This window comes from Streptomyces sp. NPDC017202 (assembly GCF_044331705.1).
Lineage (GTDB): Bacteria > Actinomycetota > Actinomycetes > Streptomycetales > Streptomycetaceae > Streptomyces.
Window position 1 is genome coordinate 40523 of sequence record NZ_JBIRNP010000001.1, and the last position, 19133, is coordinate 59655.

A 19133-nucleotide genomic window follows, 5' to 3' on the forward strand; every position below is an offset into this window, starting at 1 on the left:
GGCGGCTGACGGGCTGGCGGGCGGGGTGGCGGGGTCAGGGGGCGAAGGAGACCGGGAGGTTCGCGGGCTTCCCCCCGGTGGGCGGGATCTGGAGCGTCTTCAGGGAGAACTCCATGACCTGCTTGAAGATCGGGCCGCAGATCTGGCCGCCGAAGTAGCTGCCCTCGGTGGCGTTCTGGATCGCGCAGTAGACCGTCACCCGGGGGTTGTCGGCGGGCGCGAACCCGGCGAACGACGAGGTGTAGCCGCGGTACTTGCCGGTGGCCGGATCCACGCGGTTCGCGGTACCCGTCTTGCCCGCGACGCGGTACCCGGGGATGCGTGCCTTGGTGCCGGTGCCCTCCTCGTCGTCCACCACCGACTCCAGCATCTGCGCGAGGGACTTGGCCGTCTTCTGGCTCACCACCCGTGTCTTGCGGGGGGCCTCGGCGGGGGCGAAGCGGCCGTCGGGCCCCTTGGTGCCGCGCACCAGGCTCGGTTCGACGCGCACGCCGCCGTTGGCGATCGTCGAGTACACGGAGGCCGCCTGGAGCGCGTTGATGGAGACGCCCTGGCCGAAAGGGATCGTGTACTGCTGCGAGGTCGACCAGTCGCCGGGTGCCGCGAGGATGCCCTTGGTCTCGCCGGGGAAGCCGAGCCCGGTGTAGCTGCCGATGCCGAACCTGCGCAGGTAGGAGTAGAGGGTGCGGTTCGCCTGCGCCTGGGTCCTGCCGAGCTGGCCGGTCGCCAGGATCGTGCCGATGTTGCTGGACTTGGCGAGCACGCCGTTGAGCGTGAGGTACCAGGTGGCGTGGTCGATGTCGTCCTGGAAGAGCCGGTCGCCGCGGTGCAGCCGGTTGGGCACGGTGACGTGCGTGAGGGGCGTGGCGGCGTTCTCCTCCAGTACGGCCGCCATCGACATCACCTTGGCGGTGGAGCCGGGCTCGAAGGCGTCCTGGAGGGCCGCGTTGCCGAGGGCGTCGGGGCTCGCGTCGGACAGGTCGTTGGGGTCGAAGCCGGGCGAGTTGGCCAGGGCGAGGATCTCGCCGGTGCGGGTGTCCTGGACGATGACGTAGCCGCGGTCCGCCTTGGACGCCTTCACCTGCTCGGTGATGGCGTTCTGCGCGGCCCACTGGATGTCCCGGTCGATCGTCAGCTCGACGTCGGAGCCGGGCACGGCCGGCGTCTCGGTGGAGCCCGCGGTGGGCACCTGACGGCCGCCGGACTGGGCGTAGCGGATCTTGCCGTCCTTGCCGGCCAGGGTGGCGTTCAGCTGCTGTTCGACGCCGCCGCCGCCCGTGCCCTCGGCGTTGACCCAGCCCAGTATCCCGGCGGCCAGCTCACCGTTGGGGTACACGCGCTTGCTGCTCGGGACGGAGAAGACGCCGGCCAGGACGTTGGCCGTGGCGGGGTCCGACTCGGCCTTGGTGGCGAGCGCGGACTTCAGGTCCTTGATCTGCTTCCAGACCTGCGGGGTCTGCCGGCCGGCCAGCTTGGCGTAGCGGACGTTCGCGTCGCCGGGGCGCAGCTTCTTGACGAGCGCGGACTGCTCCTGGCCGAGGATCGGCGCGAGGAGGGCGGCCGCCTGCTCGGGCCCGTCGTCGATCTTCAGCTGCCCGCGGGCGAACATCGTCGGGTCGGCCGTGATGTCGTAGGCGTCCTCGCTGGAGGCGAGGGCCACGCCGGAGCGGTCGGTGATCTCGCCGCGCTCGGCCGCCAGGACCTGGCCGACGTAGCGGTTCTGCTCGGCCTTGGCGGCGTAGGTGCCGGCGTCGACGGCCTGCACCTGGAGCAGCCGGACGACGAAGGCGATCATCACCAGGGCCAGGGCGAGGCCGACCAGGCGCAGCCGGGGGCGCGGGCTGCCGAGCCGGATGACGCGGGGGGCCGCGGGCCGTGCGGCCGGGCGGCGGGCGGGGCGCGCTCCGGGCCCCGGCCGGCGCCCGGCCGACGCGGGGCGGGTGGGCCGGGCCGGGCGGGCGGGGCCGGGCACGCGCCGGCGGGGCGGTTCCCTGTCGGACACTTCCGTCACCTGCCGGGAGTCGTGGGGATGGCTGTGGTCGCGGACGCGCCCGGGGCGGTCGCCGCCGGGCCGGGTCCGGCCGCGGCGGTCGGGGAGGCGCCGGGGGCGGCGGTGGCCGACGGGAGGGGCGGCAGCGTCGCGATGGCCTCGGGGGGCCGCACGGCGAGCTGGGTGTCCGCCGGGGAGCCGGGGGCGGCCGAGGGGACGCCCTTCACGGTGCCGTCGGGGTCGAGGAAGGCCGGGTCGCCGCCGGGCACCATGCCCAGTTCCCGCGCGCGGCGCTGGAGGGCGTCCGGGGCGGAGTAGGAGTCGATGTCCCGCTGGAGCGCCTGTTCCTCGTCGGTGAGGTTCTTGGTGTCCTTCTGGAGGTCGTCCATCTCGAACGAGCCCTCGCTGAGCGCGGAGTTCAGCACCAGCAGGCCGATCAGGCCACCGCCGAGGAGCAGCACGACGAGCAGGACGAACGGCGTGCGGGCCGCCTGCCGCGGCCGGGCCGGGAAGAGCCGCGCGAGCCGGGCGGCCCGCCCCTTCAGCCGGGGTTTCCTGCTCACTCGCCCTCCCCTGGGCCGCCGGTCACGAACCCGTTGGGCCGGGGTGTGCCCCGGCCCGCCCGCCGCACGCCCGTCACTCGACGTCCTCCCTGATGCGCTCGGCCCCGCGCAGCCGCGCCGGGGCGGCCCGCCGGTTCTCGGCGACCTCTTCCTCCGTGGGAAGTTCGGCACCACGGGTGAGCAGCTTGAGGCGCGGCTGGTAGCGCTCGGGGACGACGGGCAGTCCGGCCGGCGCGGTGGTGGCGGCACCGGCCGCGAACACCTGCTTGACCAGCCGGTCCTCCAGCGAGTGGTACGACAGCACGGCGATCCGTCCGCCGACGTCGAGGGCCTTCACGGCGGCCGGGATCGCCCGTTCCAGGACCGACAGTTCGCCGTTGACCTCGATGCGCAGCGCCTGGAAGGTGCGCTTGGCCGGGTTGCCGCCGGTGCGCTTGGCCGCCTGCGGCAGCGCGTCGCGGATCAGCTCGACGAGCCGGGCGCTGTAGGTGAACGGCTCCTTCTCCCGCTCGCGCACGACCGCGGAGACGATCCGCTTGGCCTGCTTCTCCTCGCCGTAGGCCCGCAGGATGCGCACCAGTTCGCCCGGCGGATAGGTGTTGAGGACCTCGGCGGCGCTGATGCCGGTCGTCTGGTCCATGCGCATGTCGAGGGGGGCGTCCTGCGCGTAGGCGAATCCCCGGTCCGCCTCGTCGAGCTGCATGGAGGAGACACCGAGGTCGAACAGGACGCCCTGCACGCGCGGGACGCCGAGCCGTTCCAGCACCTCGGGAAGTTCGTCGTACACGGCGTGCACGAGGGTGGCGCGGTCCTGGTACGGGGCGAGGCGCTCGCCGGACAGCCGCAGGGCCTCCTTGTCGCGGTCCAGGGCGACGAGGCGGGCCTCGGGGAACCGGGTGAGCAGGGCCTCGCTGTGTCCGCCGAGGCCGAGCGTGCAGTCGACGACCACCGCTCCGGGCGACTGGAGGGCGGGGGCCAGCAGGTCCAGGCACCGCTGGAGCATCACCGGGACGTGTCGACCGCGTCCCTCCCGTGGTCCGCCGTCGCCCTCGTTCGAATGCGCTTCGCGCCCCATTGGTCCTGGGCCCTCTCAGATCCGGCGGAGTCCGTACGCACCGCCGGGTCCCCACCCGCTCGAAGAAGGGGAGGTCCGCCGGCGCCGGAAGCGTCAGCCGACCGGGAGCGGGAGGAGGCCGAGCCGTACGTACGCGCCGCGCACGCGGGGAGATCCCCGGCGGCCGCGCCGGGGTCTCTCGGGGAATTCAGTCCAGCGGGGAGATCACCGCCTCCCGCTTCGCGTCACTTTAGTCCACCCTGTCTCGCGGTCAATCAACCGGCCTGCGCGTCGTGCTCCGGGAGGCGTGCGAAGCGGCGATTACGGGAAAATCACTCCTACGGACTTGCTCCCGCCACTCGTGTGGATTACCTCACACGAGACCGGGATGACGTTCTTCACCCTTCTCACAACGAGACCGGAGAGCTTGTGACCAGTAACGTCATGGGTATGACGACTTCTGCATCGGTACCCACCGGCTCCGAGGCCGCCATACCCACTGGCGGTACGGTCACCGACCGCCTGGTCGACGCGAACCGGCGCTACGCCGCCGCGTTCAGCGACCCGGGGATGGACGCGCGCCCTGTCCTGCACGTGGCCGTGGTGGCCTGCATGGACGCCCGACTCGACCTGCACGACGCCCTCGGCCTGGAACTCGGCGACTGCCACACCATCCGCAACGCGGGCGGTGTCGTCACCGACGACGTGATCCGCTCCCTCACGATCAGCCAGCGCGCCCTGGGCACCCGCAGCGTGGTGCTGATCCACCACACCGGCTGCGGCCTGGAGAGCCTCACCGAGGAGTTCCGCCACGACCTGGAGATGGAGGTGGGGCAGCGTCCGGCATGGGCGGTGGAGGCCTTCCGGGACGTCGATCAGGACGTGCGGCAGTCGATGCAGCGCGTGCGCACCTCGCCGTTCCTGCTGCACACCGACGACGTACGGGGCTTCGTCTTCGACGTGAGGACGGGGATGCTGAGGGAGATCGACCCGGCCGAACAGTCCTAAGACCTGACATATCGCTGTCAGTTGTCCACAGGCGAGTGACACGAAACGGTAACGGCAGCAAGAATGCGGGAGTGGCGTCGCGCTGAGCATTTCCCGCGTGGTGTCCGTGTTTCGGGGTGGGCCGGTCCGCGTCGCAGAGCGTCGGCCCGGAAAGAACGGGCCGAGGAGGGCCGGGTGACGACCTATGACGAGCGTGCGAGCCTCACAGATCTGACCGCCACTGTGGAGCGGGTCCGCAGTTCGGTGGAGGGAGTGATCGAGGGCAAGCCCGAGGTCGTACGGCTTTCTCTGACGGTGCTTCTCGCCGAGGGACATCTTCTGATCGAGGATGTCCCCGGCGTGGGCAAGACGATGCTGGCGAAGGCGCTGGCCCGGTCCATCGACTGCTCGGTCCGGCGCATCCAGTTCACGCCCGACCTGCTGCCGTCGGACGTCACCGGCGTGTCCATCTGGGACCAGCAGCGCCGGGACTTCGAGTTCAAGCCGGGCGCGATCTTCGCGCAGATCGTGATCGGCGACGAGATCAACCGCGCCTCGCCCAAGACCCAGTCCGCGCTGCTGGAGTCGATGGAGGAACGCCAGGTCACCATGGACGGGCAGACCTACGAGCTGCCCAGCCCCTTCATGGTGGTGGCCACCCAGAACCCGGTGGAGATGGAGGGCACCTATCCGCTGCCCGAGGCCCAGCGCGACCGCTTCATGGCCCGGGTCTCCATCGGCTACCCCAGCCCGGAGGCCGAGCTGCAGATGCTCGACGTCCACGGCGGGGTGAACCCCCTGGACGACCTCCAGCCGGTGGCCCACGCGCACGAGATCCTGAAGCTGATCGAGGCGGTCCGCGGGGTCCACGTCGCCGAGGCGATCCGGCGGTACGCGGTCGACCTGGTCTCCGCCACCCGCACCCACCCCGACCTCAGACTCGGCGCCTCCCCGCGCGCCACCCTGCACCTGCTGCGCGCGGCGAAGGCGTCCGCCGCCCTCGGCGGCCGGGACTACGCGCTGCCGGACGACGTGCAGAACCTCGCCGTGGCCGTCCTGGCCCACCGGCTGCTGCCCACCGCGCAGGCCCAGCTGAACCGCCGTACCTCGGAGCAGGTCGTCGAGGAGATCATCCAGCGCACCCCGGTGCCCACCGGCTCCCCGCAGCAGCGCGGCTACGGCCTGGGCGACGGCCCCCAGGCGTACAACCGGCAGCCGCCGCGGAGGCTCGGATGACCACCGGCGCGGCCGGACCGGCGGAGGCGGACCGCGGGGAGAAGGGCGGTGTCCGCACCGCCCTGGCCGGTCTCACCACGCGTGGCCGCTCCTTCCTGGCGGCCGGGGTCGCCGCCGCGATCTGCGCCTACGTCCTCGGCCAGCCCGACCTGCTGCGCGTCGGGCTGCTGCTGGCCGCGCTGCCGCTGGTCTGCGCGGCCGTGGTCTACCGCACCCGCTACCGGGTGGCCGGCAGCCGCCGGCTCTCCCCCGCGCGCGTGCCCGCCGGCAGCGAGGCCCGCGTCCATCTGCGGATGGACAACGTCTCCCGGCTGCCCACGGGCCTGCTGATGCTCCAGGACCGGGTGCCCTACGTCCTCGGCCCGCGCCCCCGCTTCGTCCTGGACCGGGTCGAGGCGGGCGGCAGGCGCGAGGTGTCCTACCGGGTCCGCTCCGACCTGCGCGGCCGCTACCCGCTGGGCCCCCTCCAGCTGCGGCTGAACGACCCGTTCGGCATGTGCGAGCTGACCCGCTCCTTCTCGACGTACGACACCCTGACGGTCGTGCCGCGCGTGGAGGCGCTGCCGCCGGTCCGGCTGGGCGGCGAGGCGAAGGGGTACGGCGACGGGCGGCAGCGCTCGCTGGCGCTGGCCGGCGAGGACGACGCGATCCCGCGCGGCTACCGCTACGGCGACGACCTGCGCCGTGTCCACTGGCGTTCCACCGCCCGCTACGGCGAGCTGATGGTGCGCCGTGAGGAGCAGCCCCAGCGCTCCCGCTGCACGGTGCTGCTGGACACCCGCGGGCTCGCCCACCGGGGCGCGGGCCCCGACTCCGCCTTCGAGTGGGCGGTCTCGGGCGCCGCGTCCGTGCTGGTGCACATGCTGGAGCGGGGCTTCTCCGTCCGGCTGCTGACGGACACCGGCAGCTCGGTGCCGGGCGAGGGCGCCGAGGGTTTCGCCGGGTCCGGCGAGGGATCGGCCGACGCGGCCGGGCTGATGATGGACACCCTCGCCGTGATCGACCATTCCGACGGCACGGGCCTGTCCCCGGCCTACGACGTGCTGCGCGGGGGCAACGAGGGTCTGCTGGTGGCCTTCCTCGGCGACCTCGACGAGGAGGAGGCGGCGGTGGCCGCCAAGATGCGCCAGCGCAGCGGGGGCGCCGTCGCCTTCCTCCTGGACGGCGACGGCTGGGTGCGTGAACCGCATGACGTGCCGCATCCGGTGAACGGGCACCAGGAGCGGCTGCGGATGCTGCGCGAGGCGGGCTGGACGGCCGTCAGTGTGCCGCGGGGCGCCCCGCTGGACGAGCTGTGGCGGCAGGCGGACCGGGAGCGTTCGGGTGTCGTGACGGCCGGCGGACCGAGCGGAAGGGGGGCGGGGTCATGAGCGGTCGGGCCCGGCTGACGCTGTGCGCCGCGGCGGCCACGCTGATGGCCGCCTCCGCCCTGCTGCCCCTGGTCGAGCGGACCTCGTGGATCCTGCTGGCGGCCGTCCTGCTGGCCGTCCAGTGCGGGGTCGGCGCGGCCACCCGGCGGGTGCCGCTGGCCCGGCCGCTGACCGTGCTGGCCCAGGTCCTGGTCACGCTGGTGCTGCTCACCCTGGTCTTCGCCCGGGAGCAGGCCCTCGCCGGGCTGGTCCCCGGCCCGCAGGCCTTCCAGCACTTCGCCGACCTGCTCCGCGCGGGCGCCGACGACGTGGGGCGGTACGCGATACCGGCGCCGCTCTCCGACGGCATCCGGCTGATGATGATCGGCGGTGTGCTGCTGATCGGGCTCGCGGTGGACACCCTCGCGGTGACCTACCGCAACGCCGCGCCGGCCGGCCTGCCCCTGCTGGCGCTGTACTCGGTCGCCGCGGGGCTCTCCGACGGGGGGACCGACTGGCTCTGGTTCCTGGTGGCCGGCGGCGGCTATCTCATGCTGCTGCTCGCCGAGGGCCGGGAGCGGCTCTCGCAGTGGGGCCGCGTCTTCGGAGGCGCCCCGCGCGGTCCGGGCGGGCAGTCCGGCCCGGTGGCCCCGGTGCGCACCGGGCGGCGCATCGGCGCGGCCGCCCTGGGCGTGGCGCTCGCGGTGCCGCTGCTGCCGCTGCCCGCGATCGACGGCGGTCTGCTGGACGGCGCGGGCACCGGGGTCGGCCCGGGCGCCGGCGGCGGGGGCACGATCTCCGCGGTCAATCCGCTGGTGTCGCTGCGCGACAGCCTGAACGTGAACGAGGACCGCACGGTCCTGACCCTGCGCACCAACACCGGCGACCTCTCGGACCTGTATCTGCGGATCGTCTCCCTGGACGACTTCGACGGCACCACGTGGAAGCCGTCGAAACGCGACGTCGTCGCCGTGCCCGACGAGCTGCCCACCCCGCCCGGCCTGAGCCCGCGGGTGCGGCGCGAGGAGATCACCACCCGGGTGGCCGCCGCCGACTGGTACGCCCAGGACTGGCTGCCGATGCCGTACCCGCCGAGCGGTGTGCAGGTCAGCGGCAGGTGGCGGTACGAGCCGGTCGGCATGACCGTGGTCGGCGACCACCGCCAGACCACCCGCGGCAAGTCCTACGAGGTGAACAGCCTTCAGGTGCGGCCGACCGCGGAACAGCTGGCCGCCGCCCCGGAGGCCCGCGGTTCGCTGCGCGGCGAGTACACCCGGGTGCCGGACACCCTGCCGGCGGTGGTGTCGCGGACGGCCCGCGAGATCACCGACGGCTCGTCGAACGACTACGAGCGGGCGGTGAAGCTCCAGGACTGGTTCGCGGTGACGGGCGGCTTCGAGTACGACACCGAGGTCGAGGTCGGCACCGGGAAGGACGCGCTCGCCCGCTTCCTGCGGGACAAGCAGGGCTTCTGCGTGCACTTCTCGTTCGCGATGGCGGCGATGGCCCGCACGCTGGGCATTCCGGCCCGGGTGGCGGTGGGATTCGCGCCCGGCTCGCCGCAGTCCGACGGTTCGGTGGCGGTGAGCCTGAAGGACGCGCACGCCTGGCCGGAGCTGTACTTCGAGGGCGTGGGCTGGACCCGTTTCGAGCCGACCCCGACCCGGGGGACGACACCTCCGTACACGCTGCCGGAGACCTCGGGCAGTGCCGTCCCGGACCTGCCGCAGGCCTCGCGGTCGGCGGGCGCGGCGCCGTCGGCCGAGCCGTCGGCGAGCACGAGCTGCACCGCGGAGGACAAGAGGCTCCAGGGCTGCGCCGACGCGCTGACGCTGGACCGGGCGGATCAGGGCGGCGGCGGCCCGCCCTGGTACAGGATCGCGGGCTGGACGGCACTGGGGCTCGTGGTGCTGGTGCTGCCCCTGCTGCCGATGGCGTGGCGGCTGAGACGGCGTTCGGTGCGGCTGGCCTCGGCCCAGCACACCGGTCCCCCGGCGGGGAGCCGGGCGGACCCCGTGACACGCGGGGACGGCGTCGGGCGGCCGGTGGGCGGCACCGGTCCGGCGGTGCTGCCGGACCTGCCGCCGGAGGAGGCCGGCGAGGCGGCCGCGGCCCACGTCCTGGGGGTGTGGCGCGAGCTGACCGACACGGCCTGGGACTACGGGATCCCGCCCGACGACGCGCTGACGCCCCGCCGGGCGGCGGACCGGATCGTCCGGCTCGGCGAGCTGGACGAGGCGGTGGCCGAATCCGTGCACCGGTTGGCGGGCGCCGTGGAGCAGGTGCTGTTCGCCCCGCGGCCGCGGGCCGAGGCCGGGCTGGCCGAGGACGTGCGCACGGTGCGGGTGGCCCTGCGGGCGCGGGTCGGCCGGCGCACCCGGCTGCGCGCGGTCGTGGCACCGCGTTCGGCCGTCCGTGTGGTGTGGGACCTCAGCGACCGCTGGACGGCGGCCAAGGCGGCCTGCTCGGCCCGTCTGACGGCCCTGGCCCGTCGGGTACGACCGGGCAGCCGGGCGGCGGACGCCCGGGCGGGCAGCTGACGCTCGGGCGACGGCCGGTGGCTGCGGCGGCAGCGGCCGGTGGCTGCGACAGGCGGCCGGTGGCTGCGGCGGACGCTCAGGTTCCGCCGGGTCGCCGAGGCCGCTGACGCTCGACGGGGCCGCTGAGGTGCGCCCGGTGACGGCGCGTTCGGCCCCCGTTGCGGGATCTCTCCCGGAACGGGGGCCGAACGCTGTTCCGCGGCGGGCCTGCGGAAGCGCCGCGTCCGCAGGCGAGGGCGCAGGCAGGGGACATGCGTGAGGGGGTGACCGCCCGGTCGGGCGGTCACCCCCTCACCACGTCTCTGCGCGGCTCCGGCGTCTCAGCGGGTCGGGCGCGGGAGCGGCCGGCACAGCCTCAGCGACGCCTCAGTGCCCCTGGCCGCCGCCCTGCTCGTCGCGGCGGCGCTGCCAGCGTTCCTCGATCCGGTTCATCACCGAGCGCTTCGGCCGTCCCTGCCCGCGTGCCTGCGGGGTGCCGGCGGGCTGTTCACCCGGCTTGGGGGCCTTGCGCCAGCCGGTGACCGCGAGGACCGCACACCCCAGCATGACGAGGAAGCCCACCACGCTGAGCCAGACCTGCTGGGCGACCATACCGGCCATGAGGAGCGCGATACCCACGAGGAAGCCCGCGACCGCCTGGTAGACCCGGCGCCGGGTGTACGTACGCAGCCCGCTTCCCTCAAGCGCCGACGCGAATTTGGGATCTTCGGCGTACAGCGCTCGCTCCATCTGCTCGAGCATGCGCTGCTCGTGCTCCGAGAGCGGCACGGAGTCCTCCTCATCGTGCAGTCGCCGGGGCGACCCGGGGGGTCCCTTCAGGATAGGCAGGGAATCGCCCCCGTGAAACCCGCCCCTCTACGCCAATTGGCCAACCGGAGCCCGTCATGAGCGTCTCGGGTCCGCTGGGGGTTCCATTCCCCGGCGGCCGACCCGTCATGCCGGGCGGTCCCCCTCGATCATACGGCGCGCTTCGGCCGAACGGGGGGCCTGTGGCGTACTCCATGCGCGGCCGCGTACCTGATCAGCGGCGCGTCTCAGGAGCGGGCGGCGGCCTCGTCGGTCCCCCGGGTCTCACCGAGCACGTGGAGCTGTGTCGCCACGGAGTGGAAGGCGGGCAGTTCGGCCGCCGCCTCCTCCAGCTTCAGCAGCGCCTCCAGGGCGCCCGGCTCGGTGTCCACGAGCACACCGGGCACGAGGTCGGCGAAGACCCGCACCCCGTGCACGGCGCCCACCCGGAGGCCGGCGCCCTCGACCAGTCCGGTGAGCTGGTCGGCGGTGAAACGGTGCGGCACGGGGTCGCCCTCGCCCCAGCGGCCGTCCGGGTCGGTGAGGGCCTGGCGGGCCTCCGTGAAGTGACCGGCGAGGGCGCGGGCCAGAACGGCGCCGCCGAGGCCGGCGGCGAGCAGGCTGAGGACCCCCTCGGAGCGCAGCGCGGCCACCACGTTGCGGACGCCTTCGGCGGGGTCGTCGACGTACTCCAGGACGCCGTGGCACAGGACGACGTCGTAGCCGCCGCGCCGGACCACGTCGAAGAGGCCGTGGGCGTCGCCCTGGACGCCCTGCACGCGGTCGGCGACTCCGGCCTCGGCGGCGCGGCGCTCCAGCGCGAACAGCGCGTTGGGGCTGGGGTCGACGACGGTGACCCGGTGCCCGAGGCGGGCGACCGGCACCGCGAAGTTGCCGCTGCCGCCCCCGGTGTCGAGCACGTCCAGCGACTCCCGCCCCGTGGCCTTGACCTGGCGGTCGAGGGCGTCCTGGAGCACCTCCCAGACCACGGCGGTACGGAGCGAGGCGCGGGGGCGGGAGGTGCCGGAGCGCAGCGACGCCGTGTGCGAGTGGCGGTGGGAGACGGACGGGCGCATGGGGTCCGGCACGGCAGTTGACTCCTCGGCGCGGCACCGCCTCTGGCGCGGCGGAGCGAACGGGGCGCCTTCCCGGCCGCGGCGGCGGGGAAAGGCTTCAGGCGCTGTCCACCCTATTGCCTCCGCCCCCGCCGCCGGTCACCGCGGTGCGCCCGGGTCGCGGGGTCCGCAGGCCTGCCCGGGACGCCCGTGCGCGCGTCCCGGACGGACGCCCCGCCGGCCCGGCCGGTCGCGTCGGCGGCGGGGCTCATCCCGCGTCCGGCATGTTGTCCGACCCCGCGCCCGGGCCGTCCCCTTCGGCGCCCTCCCGGCGGGGCGGGGGCAGCACCGGCTGGAGGACCAGCATGCGTTCGACGAGGCGGAGGAACATGGCCACGTCGCGTATCAGGTCGTCGGCGTCACGACGGCTGGCCGCGCCCTGGATGCCCGCCTCGGCGCGGGCGCGGCGCCCGGCTCCGGAGGCGAACAGCGCGCTCCACTCGGCCAGTTCGGGCGCTATCTCGGGGAGCACCTCCCACGCGCTCCTGATCCGGGCCCGGCGTCGGGGGGTGGCCTCCGGGCGCCCCCGCGCGGCGAGGACGGCGGCGGCGGTGCGCAGCGCGGCGAGGTGGGCCGTGGCGTACCGCTCGTTGGGGGTGTCGAGGACGGTGGCCTCGTCCAGCCCGGCGTGGGCCTGGGCGAGCAGGTCGAGGGCGGCGGGCGGGGCCGTGGTCCGGCGCAGCACGGGGTGCACGTCGCTCGCCGGGCCGGTCAGTGAGGGGGCAGGGCCGGTGGCGCGTCGCCGACGTGCGGCTGCTGCGTGGGAGCTGGCCATGACGAACCTCCTGTCGTCTGTGTGACGGCACGATCCTGGCGGATGGTGCCGTATGTGCCCATCGTGCGCCATGCCACTGACAATCCGCTGCGACCTGGGCTTTTGCCTCGATCGAAAGTTCGGGCTAGTTTTTGCACTGACCAGTCAGTTCAAATTCTGCTCACGGGGGGAACCGTGCACGGAGTCGCCGTCACCGCCGAGGGCTTCGGGCTGCGGGGTCCGCGCGGCTGGGCCTTCCGGAACGTCGGTCTCGACGCGGAGCCCGGCTCGCTGATCGCGGTCGAGGGGCCCTCCGGCTCCGGCCGGACCAGCCTGCTGCTCGCGCTCACCGGCCGGATGAAGGCCACCGAGGGGACGGCGGTCGTCGGCACCGCACGGCTGCCGAAGCAGATGGCCGCGGTGCGCCGCGTCAGCGCCCTGGCCAACGTCACCGGTGTCACCGACCTCGACCCGGCGCTGACCGTCGGCGAGCACCTGCACGAACGGGCTCTGTTGCAGCGGCGGTTCGGCGGCTCCGTACGCGCGCTGCTGCGGCCGCGCACCGCGCGCGTGACCGAGGAGAAGCTGCAGGTCGACGCCGCGCTGGCCGCCGCCGGGCTCGAACGGGAGGCGCTGCCCGAGGGAGCGCGGACCGCCGTACGCGATCTGGAGCGGCTGGAGGCGCTGCGGTTGTCGGTCGCGCTGGCCCTGCTCGGGCGGCCGCGACTGCTCGCGGTCGACGACGCCGACCTGAAACTGTCCGACGCCGAACGCGCCGCGGCCGGGGCCCTGCTGGCCTCCGTCGCCGCCTCCGGGACCACCGTCGTGGCGGCGTGCGCCGAGGCACCCGACGGCGCCGTGACGGTGGCCAGCCGGCCGGGCCCCGGAGAGGAGACGGCCGATGCACGCGCCGCGACTCGCCGCGCTTGAGCTGCGCCGCTTCGGCCGGGGGAAGCTCCCGCGCGCCGCCCTGGTCGCGCTCCTGCTGCTGCCCCTGCTCTACGGCGCGCTGTACTTGTGGTCCTTCTGGGACCCGTACGGCCGGCTCGACCGCATCCCCGTGGCCCTGGTGAACGACGACGAGGGGGCGAGTGCCGACGGCCGGCGGATCGCCGCCGGGGACGACATCACCGAAGGGCTGCGCGACAGCAAGGTCTTCGACTGGCGCGAGGTCGACGCCGCGCAGGCGCGCGCGGGCGTGGAGGACGGCACCTACTACCTGTCGCTGACCATGCCCGCCGACTTCAGCCGGCGCATCGCCTCCAGCTCGGGGGACTCCCCCGCGACGAGCGCCCTGCAGGTGCGCACGAACGACGCCAACAACTACATCGTCGGGCAGATCTCGCGGACGGTCTTCAGCGAGGTCCGCACGGCCGCCTCGACGAAGGCCTCCCGCTCCTTCCTGGACAGGATCTTCATCTCCTTCTCCGACATCCACGGCAAGACCGTGGATGCCGCCGACGGGGCCGACAGGCTGAAGGGCGGCATCGGGAAGGCCGAGCAGGGCTCCAAGGCCCTCGCGGACGGCCTCAAGGACGCCAAGTCGGGCAGCGGCAAGCTGTCCGGGGGACTGACCAGGCTCGACAAGGGCGCCGGTGACCTGGAGGACGGCTCGCGGAAGGTCGCCGACGGCACGCAGACGCTCGCCGACGAGGTCAACGGCGTCTCCGGCAAGGTCACGCCCTTCCTCCAGGACAACGAGAAGACCATCGGGGACACCGCCCAGCTGGTCGCCGACTCCGCCAAGGCGGTCCGCGGCCATCTGTCCACCCTGGTGAAGACGGCGCCGGTGGCCGCGAAGGGTGCGCGGGCCGCCTCCGAGACCCTGGACGAGATCCACCGGACGCGCTGCGAGACGCCCGCGCTGCCCGACCCGGCCTGCGCCGACCTGAAGAAGGCCAGGGACGCCGCCGCGGACGTGGTGCTGATCGCCGACGACGTCGACACGGTCGTCGCCGATCAGGACGGCGGCCTGAAGACGATGCGCACGAACCTCGCGGCGCTCCAGAAGCAGGCCCAGGCGCTCGCCGACCGCGCCCCGCACCTGTCCGAGGACGTCGCCGACGCGGTCTCCAGGATCAACGAGCTGAACAAGGGCGCCCAGAAGGTGGCCGCGGGCGCCGAGAAGCTGAACACCGGCATCGGCACCGCGAAGAGCGGCGCGACCGCGCTGGACAAGGGCGTCGGCAAGCTCAAGAAGGGCGCCGAGAAGCTCGACGGCGGCATGTTCAAGCTGGTCGACGGCTCCGCGGAGCTCGCCGGCGGACTGCACGACGGCGCCGGGCGGATCCCCGACTACGACAAGGAGGACCGGGACGCGCGCACCGCCGTCATGGCGGACCCGGTCCAGCTGGCCTCCCACGACCTGCACAAGGCGCCCAACTACGGCACCGGCTTCGCCCCGTACTTCATCCCGCTGTCGTTGTGGGTGGGCGCGATGGTGGCGTACATGCTGATCGCGCCGCTGAACCGGCGCGCGCTCGCCGCGGGCGCCTCCGCGTGGCGGATCGCGCTGGCCGGCTGGCTGCCGGTGGCCGCGATCGGGGTGCTCCAGACCGTGGCGCTGATGGCCGTGCTGCACTGGGCGGTGGGCCTGCGGATGGTCCGGGCGGCCGGCACGGTGGGCTTCCTGTTCCTGGTGGTGGCCTGTTTCGCGGCCATCGTCCAGTGGCTCAACGCGCGCTTCGGCCCGGCGGGCCGGATCCTCGTCCTGGCCCTGCTGATGCTCCAGCTCACGTCGGCGGGCGGCACCTACCCGGTGCAGACGAGTCCGGGCTTCTTCAACGCCCTGCACCCCTTCCTGCCGATGAGCTACGTCGTCGAGGCGCTGCGCCGGCTCATCACGGGCGGCGGCCTGGAACCGGTGTGGCACGCGTGCGTGGTGCTGACCGCCTTCACGGCGGGCGCCCTGGCACTGACCGCTCTGTCCGCGCGCCGCCGCCAGGTGTGGACGCTGGACCGGCTGCACCCGGAGCTGACCCTGTGACCGCCGACCCCGTGACCGCGCGACCGGGGACTTCGGCGGGTCGGGTTCCTGTGACAATCAGGAGCATGGACAGCACCACCACGCCGACCGGCCGCACCCGCCGCGAGGCCACCCGGCAGAAGCTCTACGAGGCAGCCGTCACGCTCATCGCCGAGCAGGGCTTCTCCGCCACCACCGTGGACGAGATCGCCGAGCGGGCGGGCGTCGCGAAGGGCACGGTCTACTACAACTTCGCGAGCAAGTCGGTCCTCTTCGAGGAGCTGCTGCGGCACGGCGTGGGACTGCTCACCGCGTCCCTCCGGGAGGCCGCCGAGAGCACGGCGCACCAGGGCGGCAGCCGGGTCGACGCGCTGGACGCGATGATCCGCGCGGGCCTGGTCTTCATCGACCGCTATCCGGCGTTCACCCAGCTCTACGTGGCCGAGCTCTGGCGCACCAACCGGGCCTGGCAGTCCACGCTCATGGTGGTGCGCCAGCAGGCGGTGGCCGTCGTCGAGGGCGTGCTGCGCGAGGGCATCGACCACGGCGAGTTCAGCGACGAGATCGACGTGCCGCTGACCGCGGCCGCGCTGGTCGGCATGGTCCTGGTGGCCGCTCTGGACTGGCAGGCCTTCCAGCCGGAGCGGTCCCTGGACGACGTCCACGCGGCCCTGTCCCGACTGCTCCAGGGCCGGGTCAGCGGGCGCTGAGCGCTCCGCGGGAGGCGGTGCCGCCGGCCGGCCGCCGCCGGCCGGCGGGGCGGGGCACGGAAGCGCCGGTCCGCCGTGGCCACGTCCCCCGTGTGCCACCGCGAACCGGCGCTCCCTGGTACTTCCCCCGTGTTCCCCCGTGTCCCCCGTGTCCCCCGTGTCCCCCGTGTCCCCCGTGTCCCCCGTGTCCCCCGTGTTCCCCCGTCCGGTCGTTCCCCGGACTGCCCCCGTGCCTCGCTTCCGCCGACCGGGCCGGCGGAAGGAGCGGTCCAGGACCGGCACCGTTCCGCCGCCCCGTGTCGGCGGTGCGGTGCCGGGCCCCTTTCCGTGGGCTCCACTCTCCCGTCCACCCGGGGCGCGCCCCATCCGCGCGCGTACTCATCTCGGCGGCTAGGTACGGCTACTCAGACCTGGGCGCCCGACCCCAGGGCGCCGCGCGGCCGCCCTGGTGACGATCGCCCCCGTGTCCGTACTCCCCCCGGTGTTCACGGGACTCTCCCCGGTGTTCACGGGCGGGCGGGCTGGCGCCGTGACGGTCGGTGGCGGCCGATAGGGTCGCGGGCATGGCACGGATTGCGGTGATCGGCGCCGGGATGGGCGCGCTGGCGGCTGCCGCCCGGCTGGCCGTCGCGGGCCACCGGGTGACGGTGTACGAGCGTACGGAGACGTACGGCGGTGCGGTGCGCCGCTTCGAGCGGGACGGGTTCGCCTTCGACACGGGCCCCGGTCTGCTGACCCTGCCCGCGGTCTGGCGCGATCTCTTCGTCAAGACCGGCAAGGAGCCGCTGGAGGACTGTGTCGAGCTGGTCCAGGTCGACCCGTCGGCGCGGCACGTGTTCGCCGACGGCACCGAGGCCGTGCTGCCCAACGCCTCACGCGCGGGTGTCGTCTCCGCCCTGGACGAGGCGCTGGGCCCGGGGGCCGGCGGGCGTTGGGGCGACTTCCTGGTCCGGGCCCGGGAGGCCTGGGACCGCACGCGCCGCCCGCTCCTGGAGGAGCCGCTGTGGCCGAACTGGACGGTGCTCGCCGACCGCGAGCCCTATCCGGCGGTGCCGCACAAGCGCCTGCTGCGCACCCGCCGGGCCGGCACGCTCGCCGAGGTCGGCGCCTGGGAACTGCGCGACCCCAGGCTCGCCGCCCTCCTGGAGAGCCACGTGCTCGCGTACGGCCTCGATCCGCGGGTCACCCCGGCGAGCGCGGCCGTCCTGCCGTACATGGAGCACGCCTTCGGCACGTGGTCCGTGCGCGGTGGCGTGCGCGAGCTGGCCCGCGCGGTGTACGAGAGGTGCCTGGCCCGCCGGGTCGTGTTCGAGTTCGGCGCCGAGGTCACCCGGATCGTGGAGAAGGACGGCCGGGCGGCGGGCGTGGAGCTGGCCGGGGGCGCGTCCAAGGCTTCCGGCTCCGGGGGAGGCGGCGTGGTGGAGGCCGACTTCGTGGTCGCGCCGGGGGCGGGCCGCTTCACCGGGCTGCCGCCGCGCGGCCGGGGCGAGGTCGCGCCGCAGCGGGGCCTGCCGAGCCGGCTCACCGTGCTGCTCGCCCTGCGCGGCGGGCGCCCGGAGGGGACCGCGCACCGGACGGTGGTGCACACGCGGGACCGCGAGGGCGAGTTGGAGGCCCTGTTCGGTACGGCGCCCGCGCCGGCCGCCGGTCCGACGGTCACGGTGCTGCGGCCCGGGGACCCGGCTCTCGTGCCGGACTCCGCCCATGAGGCGGTCACCCTGAGTGTCGTCGTCCCGGCCGGGACCGACCCGGGGGCCGACCTGGTGGAGGCGGTGCTCGGCGTCGCCGAGCGCGCCCTTCCGGGCCTGCGGGACCGCGTCCTGTGGCGCGAGGTGCGCACCCCGGCGGACATCGCGGAGGAGACCGGCGTGGAGGGCGGTTCCGTCCCGGCGCCGGCGCTGGCGGCGGCGGGGGGCCGGCTGCTGCACCCGGCCAACTCGACCGCCCTTGCGGGCCTGTTCACCGCGGGCGGCTGGGCGCACCCGGGCGGTGGACTCCCCCACGCGGGCATGTCGGGCGCGCTGGTGTCGGGACTCGTCGTGGAGGGGCCGGAGTTCCGCGGCTCGCAGTGAGCCCGGGCCGCCCCTCGGGGCGGCGGTCGTGAGCGTCCGTCAGAAGCGGTACTGCTCGTCGTACCCGTTGCCCTGCCGCTGCCCGTCGCCCTGGTAGGGGTACGGCTGCTCGGGCGGGAGTTCGCCGGCGAGCGGGTCGTCGGTGCTGCGCTGCTGCGGGACCCAGACGCCGCCGGCCGGGGTCCCGTCGTGGCCGCCGGTGCCGTACTGGTCCTGGCCGTAGCCCTGCTGCGGGTACTGCTGCTGGTCGTACCCGGCGTCGTAGGAGCCGCCGCCGTAGGTCTGGGTGCCGATGTAGGGGTCGGAGTAGGCCGCGTACTGCTGCTGCTCGCCGGAGGAGCCGTAGCCGTACTGCTGCTGGCCGTATCCGGAGTAGCCGTCGTAGCCGTATCCCTGGTCGGTGCCCTGGGCGGCGGCCGCGTACTGGTCCTGGGGCTGGGTGGTGGACGCGTGGGCGGTGTCGCTGTACACGCCGTAGGAGCCGGTGTCGTCGGGCAGGGGCTGCGGCTCGTAGACGGAGGTGCTCTCGGCCGGCGCGGTGCCGCGCGGGGCGGGCGTGAACACGTCGTCGCGGTCGTCGTCGCCGTAGGCGGCCTTGTCCTGGCCGTACGTGATGTCGTCGCCGGCGAACGGCGTGCCCGTGTCCCGGCCGTACGGGTCGGGGCCGCCCTCGGTCTCCTCCAGGTCGGAGACCTCCAGGGTCGGGTCCTGGCGCTCGCCCCTGCCGCGGCGGCGCTTGGTGCCTTCGGTGCCGGGGCGGCTGACGGCCCAGCCCTCGGCGAAGCCGCGGCGGAACGACAGCGTGACGTACGTCTGGCCGACCGCGAAGGCGGCCGCCCCCACACCGATGACGACGACCGACGGGATCAGGACACCGACCACCACGCCGAGGAAGCCGCCGAAGGCGAGCAGCCGCCAGCGCAGCCGTGCCTTGTACTGCAGCAGCACCTCGCCGAGCAGCCACAGCGCGACGATGCCGAACGCGATGTAGAGGACCGTCCAGCCCATGTAC

15 protein-coding genes are annotated in these 19133 nt (G+C 74.3%); 8 read left to right on the top strand and 7 right to left on the bottom strand.

Translation table 11 applies throughout. The annotated features are described in order from the left end of the window. Window positions 1-34: 34 nt before the first annotated feature. The 3 genes from ACH4N1_RS00170 to rsmH form a co-directional block, all read right to left on the bottom strand. Window positions 35-2002: a peptidoglycan D,D-transpeptidase FtsI family protein gene (locus ACH4N1_RS00170; protein WP_398093353.1), complete on the bottom strand. Its 1968-nt coding sequence runs from the start codon at window positions 2000-2002 to the stop codon at window positions 35-37. Between the two features lie 5 nt (window positions 2003-2007). Further along, window positions 2008-2553 carry a septum formation initiator family protein gene (locus tag ACH4N1_RS00175; RefSeq protein WP_398093354.1) on the bottom strand — a complete coding sequence of 182 codons (546 nt, stop codon included), beginning with the start codon at window positions 2551-2553 and terminating at the stop codon, window positions 2008-2010. Window positions 2554-2626: 73 nt separating this feature from the next. Continuing rightward, entirely contained in the window at window positions 2627-3628 is a 1002-nt protein-coding gene (gene rsmH / locus ACH4N1_RS00180; RefSeq protein WP_398093356.1) for a 16S rRNA (cytosine(1402)-N(4))-methyltransferase RsmH, read from the bottom strand. Window positions 3629-4057: 429 nt separating this feature from the next. On the opposite strand from rsmH, the gene ACH4N1_RS00185 reads away from it, so the two are divergent. From ACH4N1_RS00185 to ACH4N1_RS00200, 4 genes are all read left to right on the top strand, one after another. Continuing rightward, window positions 4058-4615, top strand: coding sequence for a beta-class carbonic anhydrase (locus ACH4N1_RS00185; protein WP_398093358.1), 558 nt, complete (start codon window positions 4058-4060; stop codon window positions 4613-4615). Between the two features lie 174 nt (window positions 4616-4789). Beyond that, window positions 4790-5830 carry a MoxR family ATPase gene (locus tag ACH4N1_RS00190; RefSeq protein ID WP_366058832.1) on the top strand — a complete coding sequence of 347 codons (1041 nt, stop codon included), beginning with the start codon at window positions 4790-4792 and terminating at the stop codon, window positions 5828-5830. Beyond that, window positions 5827-7200: a DUF58 domain-containing protein gene (locus tag ACH4N1_RS00195; RefSeq protein WP_398093359.1), complete on the top strand. Its 1374-nt coding sequence runs from the start codon at window positions 5827-5829 to the stop codon at window positions 7198-7200. Before ACH4N1_RS00190 ends, ACH4N1_RS00195 begins: the two co-directional genes overlap by 4 nt. Further along, window positions 7197-9719, top strand: coding sequence for a DUF3488 and DUF4129 domain-containing transglutaminase family protein (locus ACH4N1_RS00200; protein ID WP_398093360.1), 2523 nt, complete (start codon window positions 7197-7199; stop codon window positions 9717-9719). Before ACH4N1_RS00195 ends, ACH4N1_RS00200 begins: the two co-directional genes overlap by 4 nt. A gap of 366 nt (window positions 9720-10085) precedes the next feature. On the opposite strand, the gene ACH4N1_RS00205 is transcribed toward ACH4N1_RS00200, so the two are convergent. From ACH4N1_RS00205 to ACH4N1_RS00215, 3 genes are all read right to left on the bottom strand, one after another. Next, a complete protein-coding gene (locus tag ACH4N1_RS00205) occupies window positions 10086-10487 on the bottom strand; it encodes a DUF3040 domain-containing protein (protein ID WP_398093362.1) in 402 nt (133 codons plus the stop codon). A 266-nt stretch (window positions 10488-10753) separates the two neighbouring features. Continuing rightward, entirely contained in the window at window positions 10754-11593 is an 840-nt protein-coding gene (locus tag ACH4N1_RS00210) for a methyltransferase (RefSeq protein WP_398093364.1), read from the bottom strand. 235 nt (window positions 11594-11828) lie between these two features. Further along, the gene (locus ACH4N1_RS00215) at window positions 11829-12395 is read right to left on the bottom strand and encodes an SAV_6107 family HEPN domain-containing protein (protein WP_398093366.1); all 567 of its coding nucleotides are present in this window, start codon (window positions 12393-12395) and stop codon (window positions 11829-11831) included. 174 nt (window positions 12396-12569) lie between these two features. On the opposite strand from ACH4N1_RS00215, the gene ACH4N1_RS00220 reads away from it, so the two are divergent. The 4 genes from ACH4N1_RS00220 (at window position 12570) to ACH4N1_RS00235 (ending at window position 18121) form a co-directional block, all read left to right on the top strand. Then, window positions 12570-13304: an ATP-binding cassette domain-containing protein gene (locus ACH4N1_RS00220; protein WP_398093367.1), complete on the top strand. Its 735-nt coding sequence runs from the start codon at window positions 12570-12572 to the stop codon at window positions 13302-13304. After that, a complete protein-coding gene (locus ACH4N1_RS00225) occupies window positions 13276-15360 on the top strand; it encodes a YhgE/Pip family protein (RefSeq protein WP_398093369.1) in 2085 nt (694 codons plus the stop codon). The genes ACH4N1_RS00220 and ACH4N1_RS00225 overlap by 29 nt, the downstream gene beginning before the upstream one ends. Window positions 15361-15425: 65 nt before the next feature. Then, entirely contained in the window at window positions 15426-16049 is a 624-nt protein-coding gene (locus ACH4N1_RS00230) for a helix-turn-helix domain-containing protein (protein WP_366058826.1), read from the top strand. Window positions 16050-16612: 563 nt separating this feature from the next. Then, window positions 16613-18121: a phytoene desaturase family protein gene (locus tag ACH4N1_RS00235; RefSeq protein ID WP_398093371.1), complete on the top strand. Its 1509-nt coding sequence runs from the start codon at window positions 16613-16615 to the stop codon at window positions 18119-18121. A 39-nt stretch (window positions 18122-18160) separates the two neighbouring features. Here the strand turns inward: ACH4N1_RS00235 and ACH4N1_RS00240 are convergent, their stop codons facing one another. After that, window positions 18161-19129: a hypothetical protein gene (locus ACH4N1_RS00240; RefSeq protein WP_398093373.1), complete on the bottom strand. Its 969-nt coding sequence runs from the start codon at window positions 19127-19129 to the stop codon at window positions 18161-18163. Between the last annotated feature and the right edge of the window lie 4 nt (window positions 19130-19133).